This is a genomic window from Mucilaginibacter sp. A5337, assembly GCF_059690695.1.
Genome location: NZ_JCAWEC010000017.1, coordinates 1 through 18,211 on the forward strand (window position 1 = coordinate 1; position 18,211 = coordinate 18,211).

Below are 18,211 nucleotides of genomic sequence, written 5' to 3' on the forward strand. Positions count from 1 at the left end.
AGGAGTGGTAGTTCAGCTGGTTAGAATACATGCCTGTCACGCATGGGGTCGCGGGTTCGAGTCCCGTCCATTCCGCTAAAAGAGCCTTAAAAATGCTCAAAAACGCTTAGATTTCTGGTCTAAGCGTTTTTTTTGCTCAAAAAACCGCATACTACCTCAGCATTTATGACCCATCCGGTGACCTATTCGGCGACTGGTTCAAACCTCCTAATTTAGTCACCAAATCAATGATTAACTAATTGATAGTCAAATAATTATAATCATAAATTTTGGACTCAAAACACCTCAATTTATATCAAATTTTTGGCTTCAGAAGTGATCTGAAAATTGGAAAATATCAAAAGGGCTCAAACGCACGGAAGCGTTTGCTCCGAGGGTTCCGGTTCCGGCAAAAAATGCTGTTTTTGCAGTATTTATGTCCAATTCGGTGACCTATTTAACAACCTTAAAAAAGGTCACCGAATAAGAGGTTAATTGATTGATTTTAAAGCACTTGATATTAAAAAAGAAGGTCAAGGAAAGCGAGTTTCCAAGCCATCACAGTTAAACAAGTATTTTAAAATTCATTCAAATGAAAAATGTACAGAAATTCTCGGTCCTGATCTGGGCCGACAAACGGAAAACAGATTTACAGGAAATGGCTCCCCTTTATGCACGGATCACCTATTTAGGCAAACGTTCGGAAATTTCACTTGGCAGAAAAGTCGCCCCCCAAAAGTGGGATGCAGAAAGCGGGTATTTAAAAGGGAGCGGCCAGGATGCTAAAGATGTCAATGCCACCATTTCCGAAGCGATCTACGGTATACGCAGGGCTTTCGAAGATCTAAAGAGGCTCGAAGATTTTATAACTGCCGAAAAGATCAAACGCAAGTATACCGGAGAAGAAGAAAAGCGCCGGATGCTCCTGGAGGTTTTTGATGAGCACAATAATGATCTTGAAAAGTTAGTAGACAAGGATTTCGTAAAGGCCATAATCCGTGCCATGCCTTTTCCTTAACACTAAAAAAACTGTGCTGGTCTGTTTGTTGGTTATAAAAAAGATTGTGTGCCATTTTCTTGATTTTTAAAGGTTAATAAATCTGTTCCTTTGGGTGGGGTCAGGCTGATTTGATCAGCATATTGATTTGTTCGGTGCGGAATTTCAGGCTTGCCATCGGCTCACCGTCACGGCTTACCCAGGGCTCGGCGGTCATAAACCCCGATAACTGAACGACCATGCCTTTGGTTAGATAGGGTGCGATGCCCTCGCCCCGCCAGTAGGTGCAATTCACGAACGCGGTTTCCTCTTTACGTTCGCCCTTTGATTGGTAAGTGCGGTTAACCGCAACCCTAAACCCTGTTACTTTTTTGTCCTCGCTTACTGCTCTCACGGTAGCGTCTGCTACCAGTCTTCCTGTGATTTCCATCGCTTTTAATTTTTAATTGAAAAAAACTGTTATCCAATGATCATTTCGGCGGAACCCTCATTTGGCCTTTGATAGAGGCAAAAAACTTGCGCGGGGGGTGAGCGGGGCAAGGCTGCCGCAAAAAATACGACCCGGAGCGCAGCGGAGGTGTGGAGATTTTTTAAGCGGCATTCGCATGGCCTTGCCCGCTGAAGAGGGGTAAATTTGCCTCAAGCAAAGGCTAAATGAAAAGGAATTAAAACTTGTAATAGTCCGGGAACGGCAATGGAGAAACGCTTTGGGGTATCTGCGCAATTGATCTGAACCGGCTGAAAGGAAACTGCCCTTCCGGCTACCGTTGCCGGACGAGGCACCCGGAGGGCCCGGTATTCCTTCCAGCCGGGTATTTCGTCAGGGGCGCACCTGTGCAAATCAAAAAAGGATCAATGAGGAATGCAGGCAGGCGCAGTTTTTTGGGCAGAATAGCATGAAGTGTGGCCAGCCAGCACAACCGGAATAATGCGTTAAATTACGATCCGACCTTAACGGCAAGCCTCATGCAGCAAAGCTAAAAGACAATTAAAGTATTCGGGATTACTCCCTTTGAATTTTTTAGCGAAGGTTTTGACTAATCAAAAATACTTGCCGTCCGACTCGGATAAACTCGGATAAAACCCGCTGTCTTTTGAGGCAAATTTGTGATGGCTGGTAGTTGGTATTTATGACAACCACCAAGTTGAAATTTAAAAGCTAAAGCTATGGCAGCAGAAATTATCACCAAAGAGGACTTGCAGGAATTCGGCAAAAATCTCCTTAATCAGATTAAAGGACTATTGGGGCAAAGCATTGAGGAGCCTAAGAAATGGCTAAAGTCTTACCAGGTAAAGAAGCTGTTAAAAATATCGGATAACACTTTGCAAACATTAAGGGATAACGGTACGATCCCATTTACCAAGATCGGCGGAATCCTGTATTATAGCTATGAAGATATCAGCAAGGTTTTAAGCGGGGAGGTAAAAAGTAAGTGAATTAAGGTTGGGAGGGGATCGGAAGCGGCCTGAACAACAAAGCCACTAAAACGGTATGCCGCGGGAATGGATCGGTGCCTGCCCGGACAACACGAAAAAGCTTAACCGTACCACGTTCAGCAGGCAACGCAACCGGGAACTGCTGCCTTGAAAGCGGCTGCGGGGTGCTGTGTCCAAAAGCAGAACACCTGAAAAAATGACTTTACCTGTTTTCCGATAGCATATTCACCGATCTCGACAGCTTTACCCCAAGACAACCATTTGTTTATTATTTAATATTGTAATGCATTCTTTATAACTATTAAACAATAACACGATGGGAGATATTTTCCAGTTAGACCCAAAAAAGGGCGGACCTGGTGAGTAATCCTCCGTATTAATAAAAGAAACCATGGAAAATTTAACAGAATCCTCAGAAAACCCCAAAGTGGTCATTCGTGATCAGGTCTTTGAGGTTACGTGTCCTTAATTTTTCATCTTTGTTTTTAACATCTTTCCGGGAAGTAGTTCCATCCGATTCGTACATCGTTTTACCCCAGATCAGCTTGCCAAAATACTTGCCGTTTGCTTTATAAACATCAATTTTACCCGTCTTATCTTCGCTCAGCCATACGCCTAAAATCTTATGGGCTTCGGGTGTTTGTGCAAAAGTTTTTGTTACTATAAAAAGGCATAGCACTAATATTATTCTTATCTTTTTCATCATTATGGGGGGGAGGCATTGTGTTGAACAAGCAACAACTTTATTTAATTTTAACAACAACTTTTCCTTTAGCTCTTCCGCTTTCAACATAGGCCATCGCTTCTTTGATCGATTCAAACGGAAAAACTTTGTCCACAACCGGTATTATAGTACCAGAATTTATAAGAGAAGTAATCTCTTTTAACTGCGCTCCATTTGCCTTCATAAATAGAAATGAAAAGCCCACTTTAAGTTGTTTTGCTTTTTTTCTTACTCCAGAGCTCAGCAAGCGCATAATTAATTTTACGAACCAAGGGGCTCCGATTTCTTCCGCAAAGTCCGGATCAGGTGGACCAGAGATTGAGATGAGTTTTCCATCAGGCTTTAATATGCGCAGCGACTTCTCGAGTGTCTTTCCGTCCTGGCTATTCAAAACCAGGTCGTAACCGTGCAGCACTTTCTCAAAGTCATCTTTCTTATAGTCGATAATAACATCTGCACCAAGGCTTTTTACTAACTCAATGTTGGCTGCACTTGTAGTGGTAGCTACGGTAGCACCCAAATGTTTCGCCAGTTGAATAGCAAAAGTACCTACGCCACCGGAGCCTGCCTGGATGAATACTTTTTCACCTTTCTTTAGGTTACCTTTTTCAATCAGTGCCTGCCAGGCAGTCAGGCCCACCAAGGGGATGGATGCGGCTTCTTCCATGCTCAATTTCTTTGGCTTAAGTGCAATATCGGCTTCTTTAATGGCAATGAACTCGGCAAATGTGCCAATGTGATGATCCGCTGGCCGGGCGTAAACCTCGTCTCCAACTTTAAATTGTTGAACACGTGCTCCAACTTTAGTTACAACACCTGCCACATCATGACCTAAAACAAACGGTGTCTTATACGGCAAAATGAGTTTGAACTCCCCGTTTCTGATTTTGGAATCCAGCAGGTTGATTGCAGTGGCATGTACTTCTATCAATACTTCATCCTGTTGTGGTACAGGAACGGGTATTTGCCCAATGCGCCCGCCATCCTTGCTTTTATACTTGTCTATAATGAATGCTTTCATTTTTTTATGGTTATAATGGTTTTACGAGGCTATTACTTTGTAACTTTTCTTCGGATTAACCAGACTAAAAGCCACTTTTGGAAAAAGCCGGTTGACGATGTACAATGCTTTTGTATCTCCTACACGAATGGTAAACTGATCCTTCTTGAGACCTGCGATAAGCGCTTTTACCAAACTTTCTGTAGTCATTTTTTTGCCGTCTCTATCAGTCGTCATTTCTGTAGCCACCACAGGGGGCAAAAGCTCAAATACCTTCAGATTACTGTTTAAAATTTGCAGGTGCTTTCTCAATGCTTCTGTATAAAACCGCAATGCTACCTTAGAAGCTGAGTAAGTGGCTTCCAGTAATGACGGAACATAACTGAGTATGGAAGTTGTGTTGATGATCGCGCTTTCTTTTCTTGATTTCAGCATATCAATGAAAAGGTTGTTAAGGCGGATCACCCCCAGGTAATTGACGTTCATTTCGTAAGCCGCGTCCTCAAAATGCTGATCGTTTGCTGTACCGAGGTTGATCGGGTCAGTTAATACCCCTGCGTTATTATATAAAATATCTATACCGCCCAATTGCTGTACCTGGTTAAAAAGCTTTTGCGCATCACCCGCGTCTGATACATCACTTCTGATAGCTGTAATTGCCGGATACAACTTCTTTGCTTCATCTAATTTCCCCTGGTTCCTGCCGGTGATGATCACTTTTCCACCATTGGCTAAAAATTGTTTTGCTGCTTCCAGCCCGATACCTGATGCACCACCTGTGATCAATACCGTTTTTCCTTTTAATTGCATGATTTTAATTTCTTATTGTTAATTCTATTTTGAAGCGTTAATCGATTTCAGAATGGATTTCTCGAAAAACTTATAGGCGAAATATTGAAGCAGGAGTACGATTGATGATCCTTTTCCGACAGGGTAACCAAACGTTGGATTTTTTTCCTTCACTGCCCGCAATAAAGTATCGATAACCGGCGTGGGCTCGGGTGCCTTATCAAAGGCCGTTTTGGTATACGCGATGACCTTCTGCCGGAACTGATCATAGTCCGCGATCGTTCCTTTCGCTATAGTTGCACTTTCGCCGATATTGGTTTTGAAGCTGATCGGCTCAACCATAACCACTTTGATGTTAAATTGGTTCAATTCAAACCGAAGTGCCTTAAAATAGCCTTCGAGGGCATGTTTGGAAGCCGAGTAGTAGGAAGTATTTGGAAGACTCACTAAACCCAGCAAGGAACCAAGCGTAATTATTTTTCCATGTTTTTGCCTCCTGAAATAGGGCAGCAACTCGTTAGTTATTTTGATCGTTCCCCAAAAGTTGGTCTCAAACTGCTGTTTGCCTAACTCAATGGGGGTTTCCTCGGCAAGTCCGTTTACTAAGAAACCCGCGTTATTGATCAGCACATCTAAAGTTTTGATCTCACTGAACAGCTGTTTGCCAAAAGATGCTATGGAATGGTCATCATTCAGATCCAATAGCAGTAGCTTAAATGGTAATTTTGCCTGGTGTTTTTCCGGATCCCGGCTTGTGCCGATTACCTGGTAGCCATTTTCGTGTAGCTTGCTGGCGACAAGCAGCCCGATACCCGATGAGGCACCTGTGACCAAAACTGTTTGTTTCACTTTTCTGTTTTTTTAATATTTTATAAACTATTCTTGTTCGGCCATGACCGGATAATCAATATAACCTTTTTCTCCCGGCGTGTAGAAAGTCGAAGGATCGGCCTGGCTGAGCGGCGCGTCTGCTTTAAAACGTTCAACAAGATCAGGGTTGGCAATAAAGGGAACCCCGAATGATACCAGGTCGGCATCACCGTCGTTCAATACCTGGCTGGCTGTGGCCTTGTTAAATCCGCGGTTAATGATTATCGTGCCATCATAAAGCGGGCGGTAACGTTTGGCAACTTCCTCAATAGCCCAAGGATTGCCCGACACATCGGTAAAAGGCTCGGTCAGGTGGAGGTAAGCCAGGTCGTATTCATTCAATTTAGCAACGATGTAATCATGCACCGCCACAGTTTCCTCGTCAAGCATCATACCCTGGATACCGTGAAGAGAAGGGTTTAATCTTACCCCTACCTTCCTCATATCGATTACCGTATACAGTTCATCCAGGACGTCGAATAATATGCGCGCACGGTTCTTGATGGCGCCGCCGTACTGATCCTGGCGTTTATTGGAATAAAGATTGAAAAACTGGTGCAGCAGGTAGCCATTGGCTGCATGCAGTTCAACACCGTCGAAACCTGCCTCCACCGCGTTTGCGGCAGCCTGTTTAAAATCATTAATGGTCTTTTTGATTTGCCCCAGTGTCATCTCCCTGGCATCTACCGTGTCTTTAAAACCTTCAGGTGTGAATGCCTTGGCCAGCGGATTTAATGCTGATGGTGCCAACGGAAGCTCACCGTCAAGCAGGTCAGGGTGCGATAATCGTCCTACGTGCCATAATTGGGCGAAAATTTTCCCACCTTGCTGATGCACTGCATCTGTAACCAGTTTCCAACCTTCAACTTGCGCTGCTGTATAGATTCCAGGCACATTAAGGTACCCTACGGCGTCACGGCTGACATAAGTTCCCTCGGTGATGATCAAACCGGCCGAAGCGCGCTGCTGATAATAGCGTGCTGTGAGTTCTGTAGCCACATTGCCCGGGTTAGCCGAACGGCTGCGGGTCATTGGTGCCATTACGATGCGGTTGCTCAGTGCAAGGCCATTTAAATTATATGGCTCGAAAATAATTTGGTCATTCATTGTTTTAATTTTAAATAGTATCAGGAAGCAGGTTTGCAACCTTGATTCATCATTGTTTAATTGTTATTTTATACTTTTTAGTATATTTTATTTCGTTTTGATTGTTTGTAATCTTTACTAAATAATGCCAGCGGTAGCGGGCTGAGTACGCTGTCGCAAAATAGTTCTCGTGTTTATAAAAAATACTTTTTAGTATATTTTATAGCGAAAAAAATCATATCGCATAACTTTCTAATTCCGCTTTCAGGCTCCTAAGCAAACCGGCCATCGGCTTTGCTGTATTCATCGCCCTGCACATCACAACAGCACCTTCAACGGCAGACACCGCTTTGAACGCATAGATAGCCGGATCAAGTTTTTCAGAAAATTCACCCTCGGCAATGCCTTGATTTAAAATACTAACAAATAACTCCTGTCCATGCCGGATGACTCCTGCTATTTTTTCTTTAATGGCTGGAAAGTTATCATCGGATTCAACCGCAATATTAAATACAGGACACCCACCTTTAAGGTAAGTATTTAAAGGATCTTTGTAAAAATCGAGAAAGGCAAATACTTTAGCTTTCGCTGTTTTACCCTTGCTGATAGTTAACAACATCTTCTCGCCGTTAGTATTCAGCATGTGGTCAACAACCTGCAGGGCCAGGTCTTCCTTGCCTTCAAAATGACCGTAAAGGCATCCCTTAGTCAATTTTGTGGCAGCGAGCACGTCGTCTATATTAGCACCGGATATTCCTTTCTGATTAAAGATAGGGGCTGCTGTTTCCAGGATGAATTTTTTTGTTCTTTCCGCCTTAGTAAGCATGTTCATAAATTTTCAATACAAAAATATACTAAAAAGTTTAATTAAAAAGACTTTTTAGTATATTGTATTCTTTATGATATGAAGGTGACAATCATTGTGATCCTGAAAATTAATTGAAATGGCGCTATCGGACATAGCCTGCTTAACAATAGGTTATGAAGAGATCCGTTTGCTTTTACTTATTATAATTTGCGAGAAGACGTCGTCCGTTACTGGTAATTATACCGTTTATAAATAGTTGGAGTGCTTCAAATATGTCAGCCGGAGTCTTTACGTTATTAAACAAATAAAAGTCTGTTACCGATACGTAGATGCTTGCTGTGCCCGGAACATCCAGGCCCCGCCGGTACAACCCCTTTGCTACACCATCTGATAAATTTGATTCGATAACTGCCTTCAGGTGATTGTTTTTAAACTCATGGAACGCTTTCATGGCCCTCGGGTACCTTTTCAACATCATGTCGTTAAAAAGGTACCGTAAGGCGATCAAATGTTTAAAAAGCCCTTGCTGAAGAACCAACTCCTGTACCGGGTCATCCGCGGCATCGATATTTGAACTGATGATGCTTTTAGATTGACCGATCAGCTGGTCAACAACGGCTTCGACAAGGATTCCCTTATTGGAAAAACATTGGTAAACGGTTTTCTTTGACATACCGGCAGCTTTCGCCAGTTCATCCATGGTTACACTGATGATGCCGTGATTGATAAAAAGCTGAATTGCAATACCAATTAGGCGTTTTCTTTTATCTTCCATTCCGGTTGCTTTAGTTGTTACTTCCAACGCTTCAGGGATGCTATTTTTCAAGGCAGCCTCAGGGCTGATTTTCGGTTTTCGCAGTAACATAATTATATATGGCTGCCCTTACATAAAAATCAGCAAATGCAGTAGCAACCGTGCTTGAAGCCTGCTGATAAGCGGCTTGTGCATCCAGTACTTCAGAAATGGTAGCCAAACCAGCTTTGTAATTATCCTGGTTAACCTTCAGGTTTTCGGTAGCCTGCTCCAGGTTGTCTTTTGCATAGCTGATCTGCGTAAGCTGGTCCTGCATATCATACCAATAGCGTATAATGCCTACTCTCAGCTGGTTTTGGCCGTCGCGGAAATCGTTCTGGGCTATTTGCTCATTGATCCTTTGCTTCCGCATCTTTTGCTTACCCCGGCCCCATAAACCGCCGGAGAGGGGAATACTCAAAGTAACAAAGCTGGCCGGTGCAAAATTGCTCCCGATCCCGCTGTTGATCGATCCTGTCTGTGATGCACTTAAACCAACTGCTAAACTGGGCAGGTTATCGCCATTAGCTAAACGTGTTTGTAATTTTTCACCTGCTATACGTTTGGTCAATAATTGATAATTAGCATTCCTGTCTAAAATGGTGTCCGGCTGCAAGGCTGGTAATACCGGGGTGCTGTTTTTATTCAGTGTGTCCTGCATCACCATGAGCGAATCAAAAGCTATACCTGTATACATGGAAAAATCCAGCAGGGCAACGCGGCGGCCATTTTGCAGTTTGCTTTTATTAACGAGCAGCTGACTAAGCTGAACCTTTACTTTCAGCAGGTCGTTCCGGGCTATCAGGCCGGATGCCAGCATATCTTTCTGGGTTTTCAGCACCGCATTAAGCAATGCTTCATTGACCAGTAACGTTTTCTGCTGTTCCTGTATGTTGACCAGGTTCCAGTATTTCTGCTCGGTGAGTAAAATCACAGAATCCGCTGATTGTTTTTTCCTGATCTGGCTTACCTGTAACTGCAATGCCGCCAACTGGTTACCGGTTTTAATTTTACCGCCGGCGTAAAGCGACTCGGTACCGGTTACCCCAAACAGGTAAAAATTATTAATGCCTTTCTCTAATAATGGCGGCGCGGCCGATACGAAATCTTTAAACCCGAACAAACCGAGCCCGGTCGCGCTAACCGAAGGGAGATAATCTGATTTGGCTGCAGCTACATCAGTTTTTGCTGAGCTTATCCTCAGCTCACCATTTTTTAAAGCGTAACTGTAGGCAATGGCGGCCTGCTTGCTTTCCTGCAAGGATATGATATGCTGCTGGGCTCCAGCCTGCAGACATGTAAAAGTGAATATTGATAATAGGAATGTTTTCATGATCATGGACTTATACGTTTACAGGTTCCGGTGTTGTGCTTACCGGCCTGTTTTGATCCTCTTTGCGGAAGAACAGCCAGTAAAGCGTTGGCAGGACAAACAGCGTGAGCAGCATGGAAACCAGTAAGCCGAAACAGATCACTGTACCAAGCGGTCCCCAAAGCGAAGACCTGCTGGCTACCATTGGTATTACCCCGACAGCTGCAGCTGATGAGGTTAAGAAAATTGGCCGCATCCGGCGTTCTGCGGATAGTTTTGCGGCTTCGAATACAGATTTCCCTTCGTGTATCCGCAATTCTTCGGCAAAGTCTATCAGGATGATACCGTTACGGACCACAATTCCGCAAAGGGCAAGCAAGCCGAGAAATGAAGTAAATCCGAACGGATATCCTGCAACCAGCAGGCCGAATGACGCGCCGAGTATACTTAAGGGCATTGTGGTTATGCTTAAAAGTGCATGTTTAAGATGCTTAAAATGCCAAAGCAGGATCAGGAATATCAATATGATACTTACACCCAAAGCAATGCCCATGGGCCCCTGATTTTCGCCCTGCAACTCAAATTCTCCTCCGTAATGGATCTCGACACCCTGAGGCAGCTTAATTTTTTCTATAGCCGGTTGAATATCCATTAAAACGCTATTGGCTACCGCATCCTGGGTTACGTCCATCCGGACAGTCAGTGTGCGTACGCTGTTCCTGCGGGTGATTTGCCCATCTTCCCACTCTTGGTTTACATCGGCTACCTGCCTTAATGGTATAACCGATTTTGTCTGAGGGGAAACTATATTAAGATCCCGCAAATCTGAAAGGTTGCTCCTTGCAGCTTTTGGGGATTTGATCTTTACATCCACTGCATACGTATTTTCCCAAAGCTGGGTAGCCGTGATGCCTTCCGAATGCATTGATACCGCATTGGCAATATCGTTTTTGCTCAGCCCGAGGCGCGCTGCGTCGGCCGTTTTTACATCAACCTGGAGGGTTGGCTGCATTTCATTGTAGTCTGTCCTGGCCCAGGTTATCTGCTTATGCGTTTTGCCAATGGCCAAAACCTGCCCTGCAACCTGTTTTAAGGCCGAAATGTCGTTCCCGCTGATCCTGACCTCAATCGGTGCAAGCGCATTGATCATGTTCAGCTGTTTCATCCGGACATACGCCGACGGAAACAGGTTACTGTACTTGTGCTGGTAATCTACAATGACCTCGGCCGTAGCATCCTCAGATGCTGTTTTGACTAAAATCTGGGCATAATTCTTGGCCGGAAGATTAGGGGCATATACCGAGTGAAAACGCGGAGAACTGCTGCCAATGAAACTGGTATACGTGACGATACGTTTGTCCCGCTTTAGTATCCGCTCCATGCCCTTGACAACGCTGTCTGTCTGCGACAGGTTATACCCGGAAGGCAGATAGATCTCCATTGCGAACTGGTTACGTTCCACTTTAGGGAACAGCTGCTGGGGCAATACCCCCATAATGGCAATCCCAATGACCACCGCCAGGATGCCAAAAAACACGGTCAGCTTGTAGTGTTTCATGGAGTTACCGATATGGTTGTTGAAGAAATCCTGCAGCCGGTCCAGAAATGATCTTTTTTCATCATTCTTACCATGTAATAAACCTTTTTTAATAAAGAGGGTATTGAAAAATGGCACCAGCAACATGGATATAATCAATGATAAGGTGAGCGCGATCATGATCGTTACCGGGAAAAGCCGGATGAAATCTTTGGATACGCCGGTCATGAAAAAAGCCAGCGGTACAAAAGTGGCTGAGATGGCCAGTGTAGCTGTAAATACAGAAGGGAATAATTCCTGCGCGCTGCTTTTTGCAGCATCCCAAACGGACATGCCATGATCCAGTTTTTCCACATGGTTATCGATCACCACAATCGGGTCATCTACAACAATCCCCAATACCACAATTAAAGCTGCGAGCGTTACTGTGTCGAGCTCTATACCAACCATATACATAATGGCCAGCGTTGCAGCTATGGTAATAGGAATGGTGGCTGCGGCAACAGCTGCAACCCTAAAGGGCAACAACAGCAATGCAACGCATACCACGCCGATAAGCGCGAAAGCAAACTCTTTCATAAAGTGGCTGATCGAATCATCCACAACCTGGGGTTGATCTGCCAGCTTAACCAATTGGATATCCGGTGGCAAATGCTTGCTTACTTTGTCGATGCGCTCCTCCAGTTCTTTCCCAAACTGCACAATGTTTTTACCGGTAATCATCTCCAGCGATATCACAATGGATTTGGTGCCGTTGGATGTGACATAACTGTCGGGCTCATCGTATTCACGTTTCAGCGTGGCCACATCGCGCAGTCGTACCGAGTTCCCGTTGGCATCCTGCCGGATGATCTGCTCTGCAAGTTCTGCTTCTGTTTTATAGAAAGCACTCAGATGGATCGGCTGGTCAACTACTTCGCCATCTTCCTTCCCTGTGGAATTGATAGCGCCTTCTTTTTGCAGTATCTGCATAATATTGTTCACTGATACGCCTTTTTGCAGCAGCTTATTGTTGTCCACGTAAACTGTGATCTGCTCATTCAGGTTCCCGGTATGCGAGATCTTGGCGACATCCTGCACTTGCCTGAGCTCGGCCTCGATATCTTCAACATTACGGAGTAGCTCTTTATAAGGCCTGGTTTTCGATTCAACAGCCATCAGCATGGCTGATGTATTGCCAAACTCACTGTCGATATAAAAACCTTTAACCTCTTTAGGCAACTGGCTCTGCAAAATGAGCATGCCGTTTTTGATCTTATTCCAGAATGCCTTGGTCTGGATAGCATTTAAATTGTCGGCAACTTCAACAAATACATACATTACCCCATCGCGTGAATAGGAATATGTTTTTTTCTTATTTACTTCATTATTGCTGAATAAATATTCTTCTACTTTTTTTGTCAGTTGCTCTTCTACCTGTTTTGACGAAGCACCGGGGTACTGCCCAACGATCAGTCCCTGCCTGATGGTAAAATCAGGGAATTCGTTTCGCGGCATGTTGAAAAGGGCTGCGATACCGAGTATAAAAAATATGGCAGACAGGGCAAGCGGAAATACATGGTATTCCATAGCCCATTCAATTAAATTACCTTTCTTTTTCATGATCTGCTGTTATTTATTGACGATGACAGGGGTTTGGTCGGCAAGTTTCTGATAACCGGAGGTGATCACCTGCTCGTTTCCGGCAAGTCCGGACTGGATGGCAATACCGTTACTGTAAAGCTGGCCGGTAGTTACATTTTTCCGTACTGCCTTATTTTGGGCGTTCATGATGAATAAGAAGTTGGTTCCTTTATCATCTACCTGCACAGCCTGTACGGGTACAATAATTTCCTTAACATCAGCTGTCTTAGTGCTTTTATTATCGGATACATCAAAAGATACTTTACAAAGCATGCCGGGCCTTAACTTCATCTCATTATTGGCCAGCGATATTTTAAGGTTATAATTGGCGCTGCCGCTAAGCGCTAAAACACCCACTTCGGATACCTTGCCCTGCAAAGGCTGATTCCCTAAGGCATCGATTTTTACCGTAGCCGGAGTTCCAGCTTTGTAGTGATTGATTTCACTTTCAGGCACTGCAACCAATACTTTCACCCAACGGGTATCCAGCAGCTGCAAAACCGGTTGCCCTGGGTTGGCAACGGCCCCTGCTTCAGCTTTCTTTTCACCAATATAACCGCTTACCGGTGCATAAAGATGGGTGTGGGTTATATTCTGGTAGGTTGCGCGGGCTGTAGAGGTTGCTTGCTCATAATTCGATTTGGCTTCCAGCATTTTTATTTCGGCAATGCTGCCTTTTTTAAATACATCGTTGATGCGGGTGTAATTTTCTTCGGCAAGTTTAGCCTGCGCCAGCTGTGCGTTATACTGGTTACGGTATACCGTTTCATCTATAACACCTACCAGTTGTCCTTTTTTAACAAAATCGCCGGTTAGTACCGGGAAAGACAGAATAGTTCCGGAAACCTGGAAACTTAAATCAATTGTCTTTTCAGCTTCAAGCGTTCCATCATAAACGATCCGGTCATTGTTTGGCACGGATTCCGCACTCAAATTAAATACGTTCACCGCTAAAGTGTCCGGGCCGTTCTTTTGCTCTTTTTTGCCTGAGCAGCCGGAAATCCAGATAGCAGCTATCATTACTCCTGCAAGTGTAAGTTTGGTTTTCATATAATTAAATTGAACATTATTTGTTTTTTTGTCGATTACTATTCCACAGTTTATTAATCTCTAAGAGTACCGCATAAAGCTTCAAAAAAGTTAAAATAAAGCTTAATATGTAATCTTTGTCCTTGCTTAGATATTTTCGACAATTATACATTATTTGTCTTTGTGATTTTTTAATAATTCTGTCATATTATTAATCTTGTATAATCCGGCATTCATTAATAAAAAAGACATCAACAAAATTTGTATTTTTGTCGAATAATGAAAGTAGATCAAAACGACAGCATAAGGGAGGAGATTATCGCGGCAGCCGATGCGGTATTTGAGCGTTACGGCTTTGTAAGGGTATCAATGCAGGATATATCAAATGAATGCAAAAAAGGGCGAAGTACACTTTATCATTATTTTAAGAATAAAGCGGAGGTGCTTGATGCGTTGTGTCACAAAATATTTTCCCAGTGCCTGGAGGAAAGCAAAGCCACGATAAGCAAACGACGTTCTTTTTCAGCCAATATAGAATCATTTAACGAAGTAAAGATCAAACGCCTGCGTGAAGTCGTTTTAAAATACAAGCTGGTTATAGAAGACATGAGGCAGGATCCTTCGCTGTTGATCATGCAGTCCCGCATTATGTCTGAAGAGGAGATCCTGGTGGTGAAACTCATGATCAAATGGGCATTGGAAAACAAAGAAATAGCGGAACTAAATGAAGAAGACAGCCAATTTTTGGCGGAAACCTTACAAAGTGTTTTCAAGTGCTTTGATCAGGAAATTATCCTTTTCGGAAAGTTTCCACAATTTGAAAGCAAAATAACCTGGCTGGCGCAAATATTACATAAGGGCCTGATGTAATTGGTTTGATTTTAGCTTAGGAGATATGTATCCGTTGACATGCAATTGTATATGAGTAACCTGTATACCATCAATAAGGTAATCAACGAGGTTAACGAATCAGCAGGCGGGTCGGCTGAACAAAAGGCGGTGTTGTCGGCTGAAGCGCAGGCAACTCGGGCCAGGAAACGTCATCTGTCTTGGGTTCTGTAAAAATTGCATGAATATCTTTACCGGCTTCAGCGGGGAAAATCATGTTAAGTATTTTGAAGTCTAAATGCAATACAACATTGAAATTTTCCGATGTTAGTGGTTTATAGATCCCAGGATTCGTTGAAAGTAAAAACGTTATCATTACGACTGGAAAGTAGCTGAGATCGGTTTTAGCCCGGGATTCGATGATCCAACGCACCTTAATTACTTTTTCAGAAAGCAAACCAATAGCACGCCAGTGAGTTTCAGAAATTGAAATAAATCTCCATAAACTCCTGATTGATCCGATAAAGTCTGCCTGTTTAAGGTTCTATGAGAAATGAACGAGATATAAGGTTCCCTATAATGAGAGATTGGGGCGTGTTTAATATAAAATTTAAAATCCGTTCGCCACTTTGAGTTACATGAGAAGCATACTGTCCAGCTCGGAATGTGAAGGGCGTGCAGTGAGCGCTTGTCAATTATTAAACAACCGTTGCTTTTTATTCCAAATTTCCAGGTATAGTGCCTTTTTTTCGGGGCTCAGGAATGATGCTTCAATCATCTTACCAACCTCCTTATTACCGGAGGAAAATTTGTTATAGGTATTCCGAACGGCGGTTTCAGGTATATTCATACTTCTTGCCAACACATCAAAATCAGATAATCCAATTCTTTTCTTTTTGCCGTTTATTGTCAGGGCCAATTCTTCATCGTCCTGTGGATTAACAAGATTTACATTTAAAAGGTCATAGGCAGGGCTTAGGCTTATTCCTTCGTCCGTATATAGCACAGAAAAGTTCTTCAGGTGCATATCATTGTTGCCTGTCAAAAAAGAAAATAATACCAGTTCAAAATAAGTCAGTGCATCAAAACCAGTTTGAGTACAGTATTTCAGGATAAGTTTACCGATCTTTTCATAAGAGCCCCTGTATTTGTTTTCTGTTAAAAATTCAGAAAGCTGGCAGAAATCTTCCATGTGAACTTTATGGCCTTTTACCCGGTCAAATCGTTTGGCAAGATAAACCAAACTACCGTCTGACGCCTCCATTAAAGTATGATCACAAGTTGGCATTTTAAATAGCCTTGCCAAATGCATCGTCAGATCTTCTGATTGCGGCATTTCCTGAAAATCAGGATGCTGCGGTTTAAGTATGTATTCTCCCCAAAGTCCTACTATCGTCAAACGGTTCTGCTCCTTTGCCTTTTCCAGGGTAACAGAAAGCTTTGGCTGAACTCCGGTCACAGATATCCTCTCGTTGATGGTCTGTTCGGCCAACGTTTTCAAAAGTTTATTATTCAATTCCAGCTCAGGTACTTTAGCCGTACCAAAAAATCGCCTTGAACATTTTTCATGATAAGACGATGTACCTGCATCCTGATAACAAAACCAACAATTTGCCATAGCTTAATCTATTTCGGGAATAACCGTTACAGCTCCGATTGCATCCCTGCATGTTAATAGTAATAATTCAAACCGGTCATTGCTTTTGACCTTCCAGTGTTTTGTTGCCAGATCCAGTAGCCAACCTTCCGGTATTAAGCCATCGAAAAAAGCAAACAATACTTTACTTTCATATTTCTGGGTTGACAATGGCAGCGTTAAGCTTACCGGTTTTGCGTTTTTATTCTCTAAGTAATTCGCCTGGTAAGTAAATTCGTAACCATCATCAGTTTCCGCAAGTACACCAGCCAGCGTGTCCTGAAAATACACCAAACCTTTCTTACTCATCATTTTTTACTTTTAATACCACTCCGAGTTCTGCGCCAAATAACATCAACACCTGATTCACTTTATCCATCCGCAATGTTGGTTTTCCCTGTTCCATCTCACGAACGACCCTAAGTCCGACCCCCGCTTTGGATGCCAGGTCTTCCTGTGTGAGATTTAGTGATTTCCTTTTTTTCTTCAAATACTCTGACAACATATTTATACCCTTTCGGGTACAAATATAAATAAAAGTTTATTAACTATACCCTATCGGGATTATATCCTCTGTTAATATCATAATTATACCCTATCGGGACTATATAGTAAAATTATGCTTGTTTTATACCCTATCGGGATTAGTGGTTAGTTTAAAAAAAATCCCATACTGGTACTCTCAGTACCAGTATGGGACACTCTTTTACCATTCAGATTTTCAAATAACGGGGCCTGATGAATCACCACTTTCGTTATTGATGACGAATCCATGATTAGGAACCTAGAAAATGGGGCAAAGAATTAGTATTCTCAGTCAGAAGCAACAAGCTAACACAGTCTACTACCTAATATTTGCTCTATTTACGAACCTCGGTGTTCTTAATTGAAAAGCGATTGTGGGCTATTGGTCCAAAAGCAGAACACCTGAAAAAATGACTTTACTTGTTTTCCGATAGCATATTCACCGATCTCGACAGCTTTACCCCAAGACAACCATTTGTTTATTATTTAATATTGTAATGCATTCTTTATAACTATTAAACAATAACACGATGGGAGATATTTTCCAGCTATGCCCAAAAAAGGGCGGACCTGGCGGATAATCCTCCGCATCAATAAAAGAAACCATGGAAAATTTAACAGAATCCTCAGAAAACCCCAAAGTGGTCATTCGTGATCTTACCGAACTCTTACATTTAGTTTACGATGGTAAGGAAGGCTACCAGCATGCAGCCGAAACAACCAAAACGCCGGCACTGCACATGCTTTTCCTGAAGTTGGCGCATGAAAGAGAAGCTTATGCCAATGAGTTAAAAGAACACATTGCCTTTCATGGCGGAAAAGCCCATGATCAGGAAGGGGGTGTATTGGGCGGGTTGCACCGTACCTGGATCACGATCAAGGATGCTTTAACGGGCAAAAGTGACGCTGATCTATTGGCAGCCATCGTAACAGGTGAGCAGGCTGCTATTGCTAAATTTGACGAATGTATCGCTGATCATAAGGATCACGCGGATCATTTGAAGTTGCTTGTCCGGCAAAGAGATGGGATATGGGCCGCTTTAGGTGAAATTGAAGTTTTGAAAGACAAGTATTGATAGCGCTCTGTTATTTAAGGTAAGCTTAAACGCAGGTATGACAGCCGGCGTTTTTTTGTTCGGGGCAGTTAATTCCTAAAATGATGCGCTATATGCTCCTCATCAATTGCCAGTGCCCATCATTTATTAGCCATCGAAACCAGCCGCAAAACCCTTATTTTG

Annotated in this window: 20 protein-coding genes and 1 tRNA gene; 6 read left to right on the forward strand and 15 right to left on the reverse strand. The window is 43.1% G+C overall.

Going from position 1 to position 18,211, the window contains the following annotated elements; genetic code table 11:
- The first annotated feature begins 1 nt into the window (after position 1).
- A tRNA-Asp gene (locus AC59JO_RS29105) sits at positions 2 to 75 on the forward strand.
- Between the two features lie 496 nt (positions 76 to 571).
- Complete coding sequence (locus AC59JO_RS29110; protein WP_497309874.1) at positions 572 to 997, forward strand: Arm DNA-binding domain-containing protein; 426 nt, start codon at positions 572 to 574, stop codon at positions 995 to 997.
- Positions 998 to 1,097: 100 nt separating this feature from the next.
- On the opposite strand, the gene AC59JO_RS29115 is transcribed toward AC59JO_RS29110, so the two are convergent.
- Positions 1,098 to 1,406: a single-stranded DNA-binding protein gene (locus AC59JO_RS29115; RefSeq protein WP_497309876.1), complete on the reverse strand. Its 309-nt coding sequence runs from the start codon at positions 1,404 to 1,406 to the stop codon at positions 1,098 to 1,100.
- A 737-nt stretch (positions 1,407 to 2,143) separates the two neighbouring features.
- Here AC59JO_RS29115 and AC59JO_RS29120 point away from each other — a divergent pair.
- Entirely contained in the window at positions 2,144 to 2,413 is a 270-nt protein-coding gene (locus AC59JO_RS29120) for a helix-turn-helix domain-containing protein (protein WP_497309878.1), read from the forward strand.
- A gap of 412 nt (positions 2,414 to 2,825) precedes the next feature.
- Here AC59JO_RS29120 and AC59JO_RS29125 read toward each other — a convergent pair whose 3' ends face one another.
- The 10 genes from AC59JO_RS29125 to AC59JO_RS29170 form a co-directional block, all read right to left on the reverse strand.
- Complete coding sequence (locus tag AC59JO_RS29125; protein WP_497309880.1) at positions 2,826 to 3,116, reverse strand: DUF2147 domain-containing protein; 291 nt, start codon at positions 3,114 to 3,116, stop codon at positions 2,826 to 2,828.
- A 40-nt stretch (positions 3,117 to 3,156) separates the two neighbouring features.
- Entirely contained in the window at positions 3,157 to 4,158 is a 1,002-nt protein-coding gene (locus AC59JO_RS29130) for an NADP-dependent oxidoreductase (protein ID WP_497309882.1), read from the reverse strand.
- A gap of 21 nt (positions 4,159 to 4,179) precedes the next feature.
- The gene (locus tag AC59JO_RS29135; RefSeq protein WP_497309884.1) at positions 4,180 to 4,947 is read right to left on the reverse strand and encodes an SDR family oxidoreductase; all 768 of its coding nucleotides are present in this window, start codon (positions 4,945 to 4,947) and stop codon (positions 4,180 to 4,182) included.
- 24 nt (positions 4,948 to 4,971) lie between these two features.
- Positions 4,972 to 5,775 (reverse strand): SDR family NAD(P)-dependent oxidoreductase, encoded by an 804-nt coding sequence (locus AC59JO_RS29140; RefSeq protein WP_413670150.1) that lies wholly within the window; start codon positions 5,773 to 5,775, stop codon positions 4,972 to 4,974.
- 27 nt (positions 5,776 to 5,802) lie between these two features.
- Entirely contained in the window at positions 5,803 to 6,903 is a 1,101-nt protein-coding gene (locus tag AC59JO_RS29145) for an alkene reductase (RefSeq protein WP_497309886.1), read from the reverse strand.
- Positions 6,904 to 7,117: 214 nt separating this feature from the next.
- Positions 7,118 to 7,708 carry a TetR/AcrR family transcriptional regulator gene (locus tag AC59JO_RS29150; protein ID WP_497309888.1) on the reverse strand — a complete coding sequence of 197 codons (591 nt, stop codon included), beginning with the start codon at positions 7,706 to 7,708 and terminating at the stop codon, positions 7,118 to 7,120.
- Between the two features lie 175 nt (positions 7,709 to 7,883).
- Entirely contained in the window at positions 7,884 to 8,516 is a 633-nt protein-coding gene (locus AC59JO_RS29155; RefSeq protein ID WP_413670153.1) for a TetR/AcrR family transcriptional regulator, read from the reverse strand.
- A gap of 7 nt (positions 8,517 to 8,523) precedes the next feature.
- Positions 8,524 to 9,816, reverse strand: coding sequence for a TolC family protein (locus tag AC59JO_RS29160; RefSeq protein ID WP_497309890.1), 1,293 nt, complete (start codon positions 9,814 to 9,816; stop codon positions 8,524 to 8,526).
- Between the two features lie 10 nt (positions 9,817 to 9,826).
- Positions 9,827 to 12,934 carry an efflux RND transporter permease subunit gene (locus AC59JO_RS29165; protein ID WP_497309892.1) on the reverse strand — a complete coding sequence of 1,036 codons (3,108 nt, stop codon included), beginning with the start codon at positions 12,932 to 12,934 and terminating at the stop codon, positions 9,827 to 9,829.
- Between the two features lie 9 nt (positions 12,935 to 12,943).
- Positions 12,944 to 14,005: an efflux RND transporter periplasmic adaptor subunit gene (locus tag AC59JO_RS29170; protein WP_497309894.1), complete on the reverse strand. Its 1,062-nt coding sequence runs from the start codon at positions 14,003 to 14,005 to the stop codon at positions 12,944 to 12,946.
- A 258-nt stretch (positions 14,006 to 14,263) separates the two neighbouring features.
- Here AC59JO_RS29170 and AC59JO_RS29175 point away from each other — a divergent pair, with 258 nt between their 5' ends.
- Positions 14,264 to 14,854, forward strand: coding sequence for a TetR/AcrR family transcriptional regulator (locus AC59JO_RS29175; RefSeq protein ID WP_497309896.1), 591 nt, complete (start codon positions 14,264 to 14,266; stop codon positions 14,852 to 14,854).
- A gap of 91 nt (positions 14,855 to 14,945) precedes the next feature.
- Here AC59JO_RS29175 and AC59JO_RS29180 read toward each other — a convergent pair whose 3' ends face one another.
- Positions 14,946 to 15,245, reverse strand: a complete 300-nt coding sequence (locus AC59JO_RS29180; protein WP_413670158.1) for a hypothetical protein — start codon at positions 15,243 to 15,245, stop codon at positions 14,946 to 14,948.
- Between AC59JO_RS29180 and AC59JO_RS29185 the strand changes: the two genes are divergently transcribed.
- A complete protein-coding gene (locus AC59JO_RS29185; RefSeq protein ID WP_413671127.1) occupies positions 15,210 to 15,302 on the forward strand; it encodes a hypothetical protein in 93 nt (30 codons plus the stop codon). The two genes, AC59JO_RS29180 and AC59JO_RS29185, sit on opposite strands and share 36 nt — an antisense overlap.
- Positions 15,303 to 15,503: 201 nt before the next feature.
- Here AC59JO_RS29185 and AC59JO_RS29190 read toward each other — a convergent pair whose 3' ends face one another.
- From AC59JO_RS29190 to AC59JO_RS29200, 3 genes are read right to left on the reverse strand one after another with little or no spacing between them, the layout of a single operon-like run.
- The gene (locus AC59JO_RS29190; protein WP_497309898.1) at positions 15,504 to 16,430 is read right to left on the reverse strand and encodes a HipA domain-containing protein; all 927 of its coding nucleotides are present in this window, start codon (positions 16,428 to 16,430) and stop codon (positions 15,504 to 15,506) included.
- A gap of 3 nt (positions 16,431 to 16,433) precedes the next feature.
- Positions 16,434 to 16,757 carry a HipA N-terminal domain-containing protein gene (locus AC59JO_RS29195; RefSeq protein ID WP_497309900.1) on the reverse strand — a complete coding sequence of 108 codons (324 nt, stop codon included), beginning with the start codon at positions 16,755 to 16,757 and terminating at the stop codon, positions 16,434 to 16,436.
- Complete coding sequence (locus tag AC59JO_RS29200) at positions 16,750 to 16,953, reverse strand: helix-turn-helix transcriptional regulator (protein ID WP_090463249.1); 204 nt, start codon at positions 16,951 to 16,953, stop codon at positions 16,750 to 16,752. Before AC59JO_RS29200 ends, AC59JO_RS29195 begins: the two co-directional genes overlap by 8 nt.
- Positions 16,954 to 17,578: 625 nt before the next feature.
- Here AC59JO_RS29200 and AC59JO_RS29205 point away from each other — a divergent pair.
- Entirely contained in the window at positions 17,579 to 18,049 is a 471-nt protein-coding gene (locus tag AC59JO_RS29205; protein ID WP_413670161.1) for a ferritin-like domain-containing protein, read from the forward strand.
- The last annotated feature ends 162 nt before the right edge of the window (positions 18,050 to 18,211 follow it).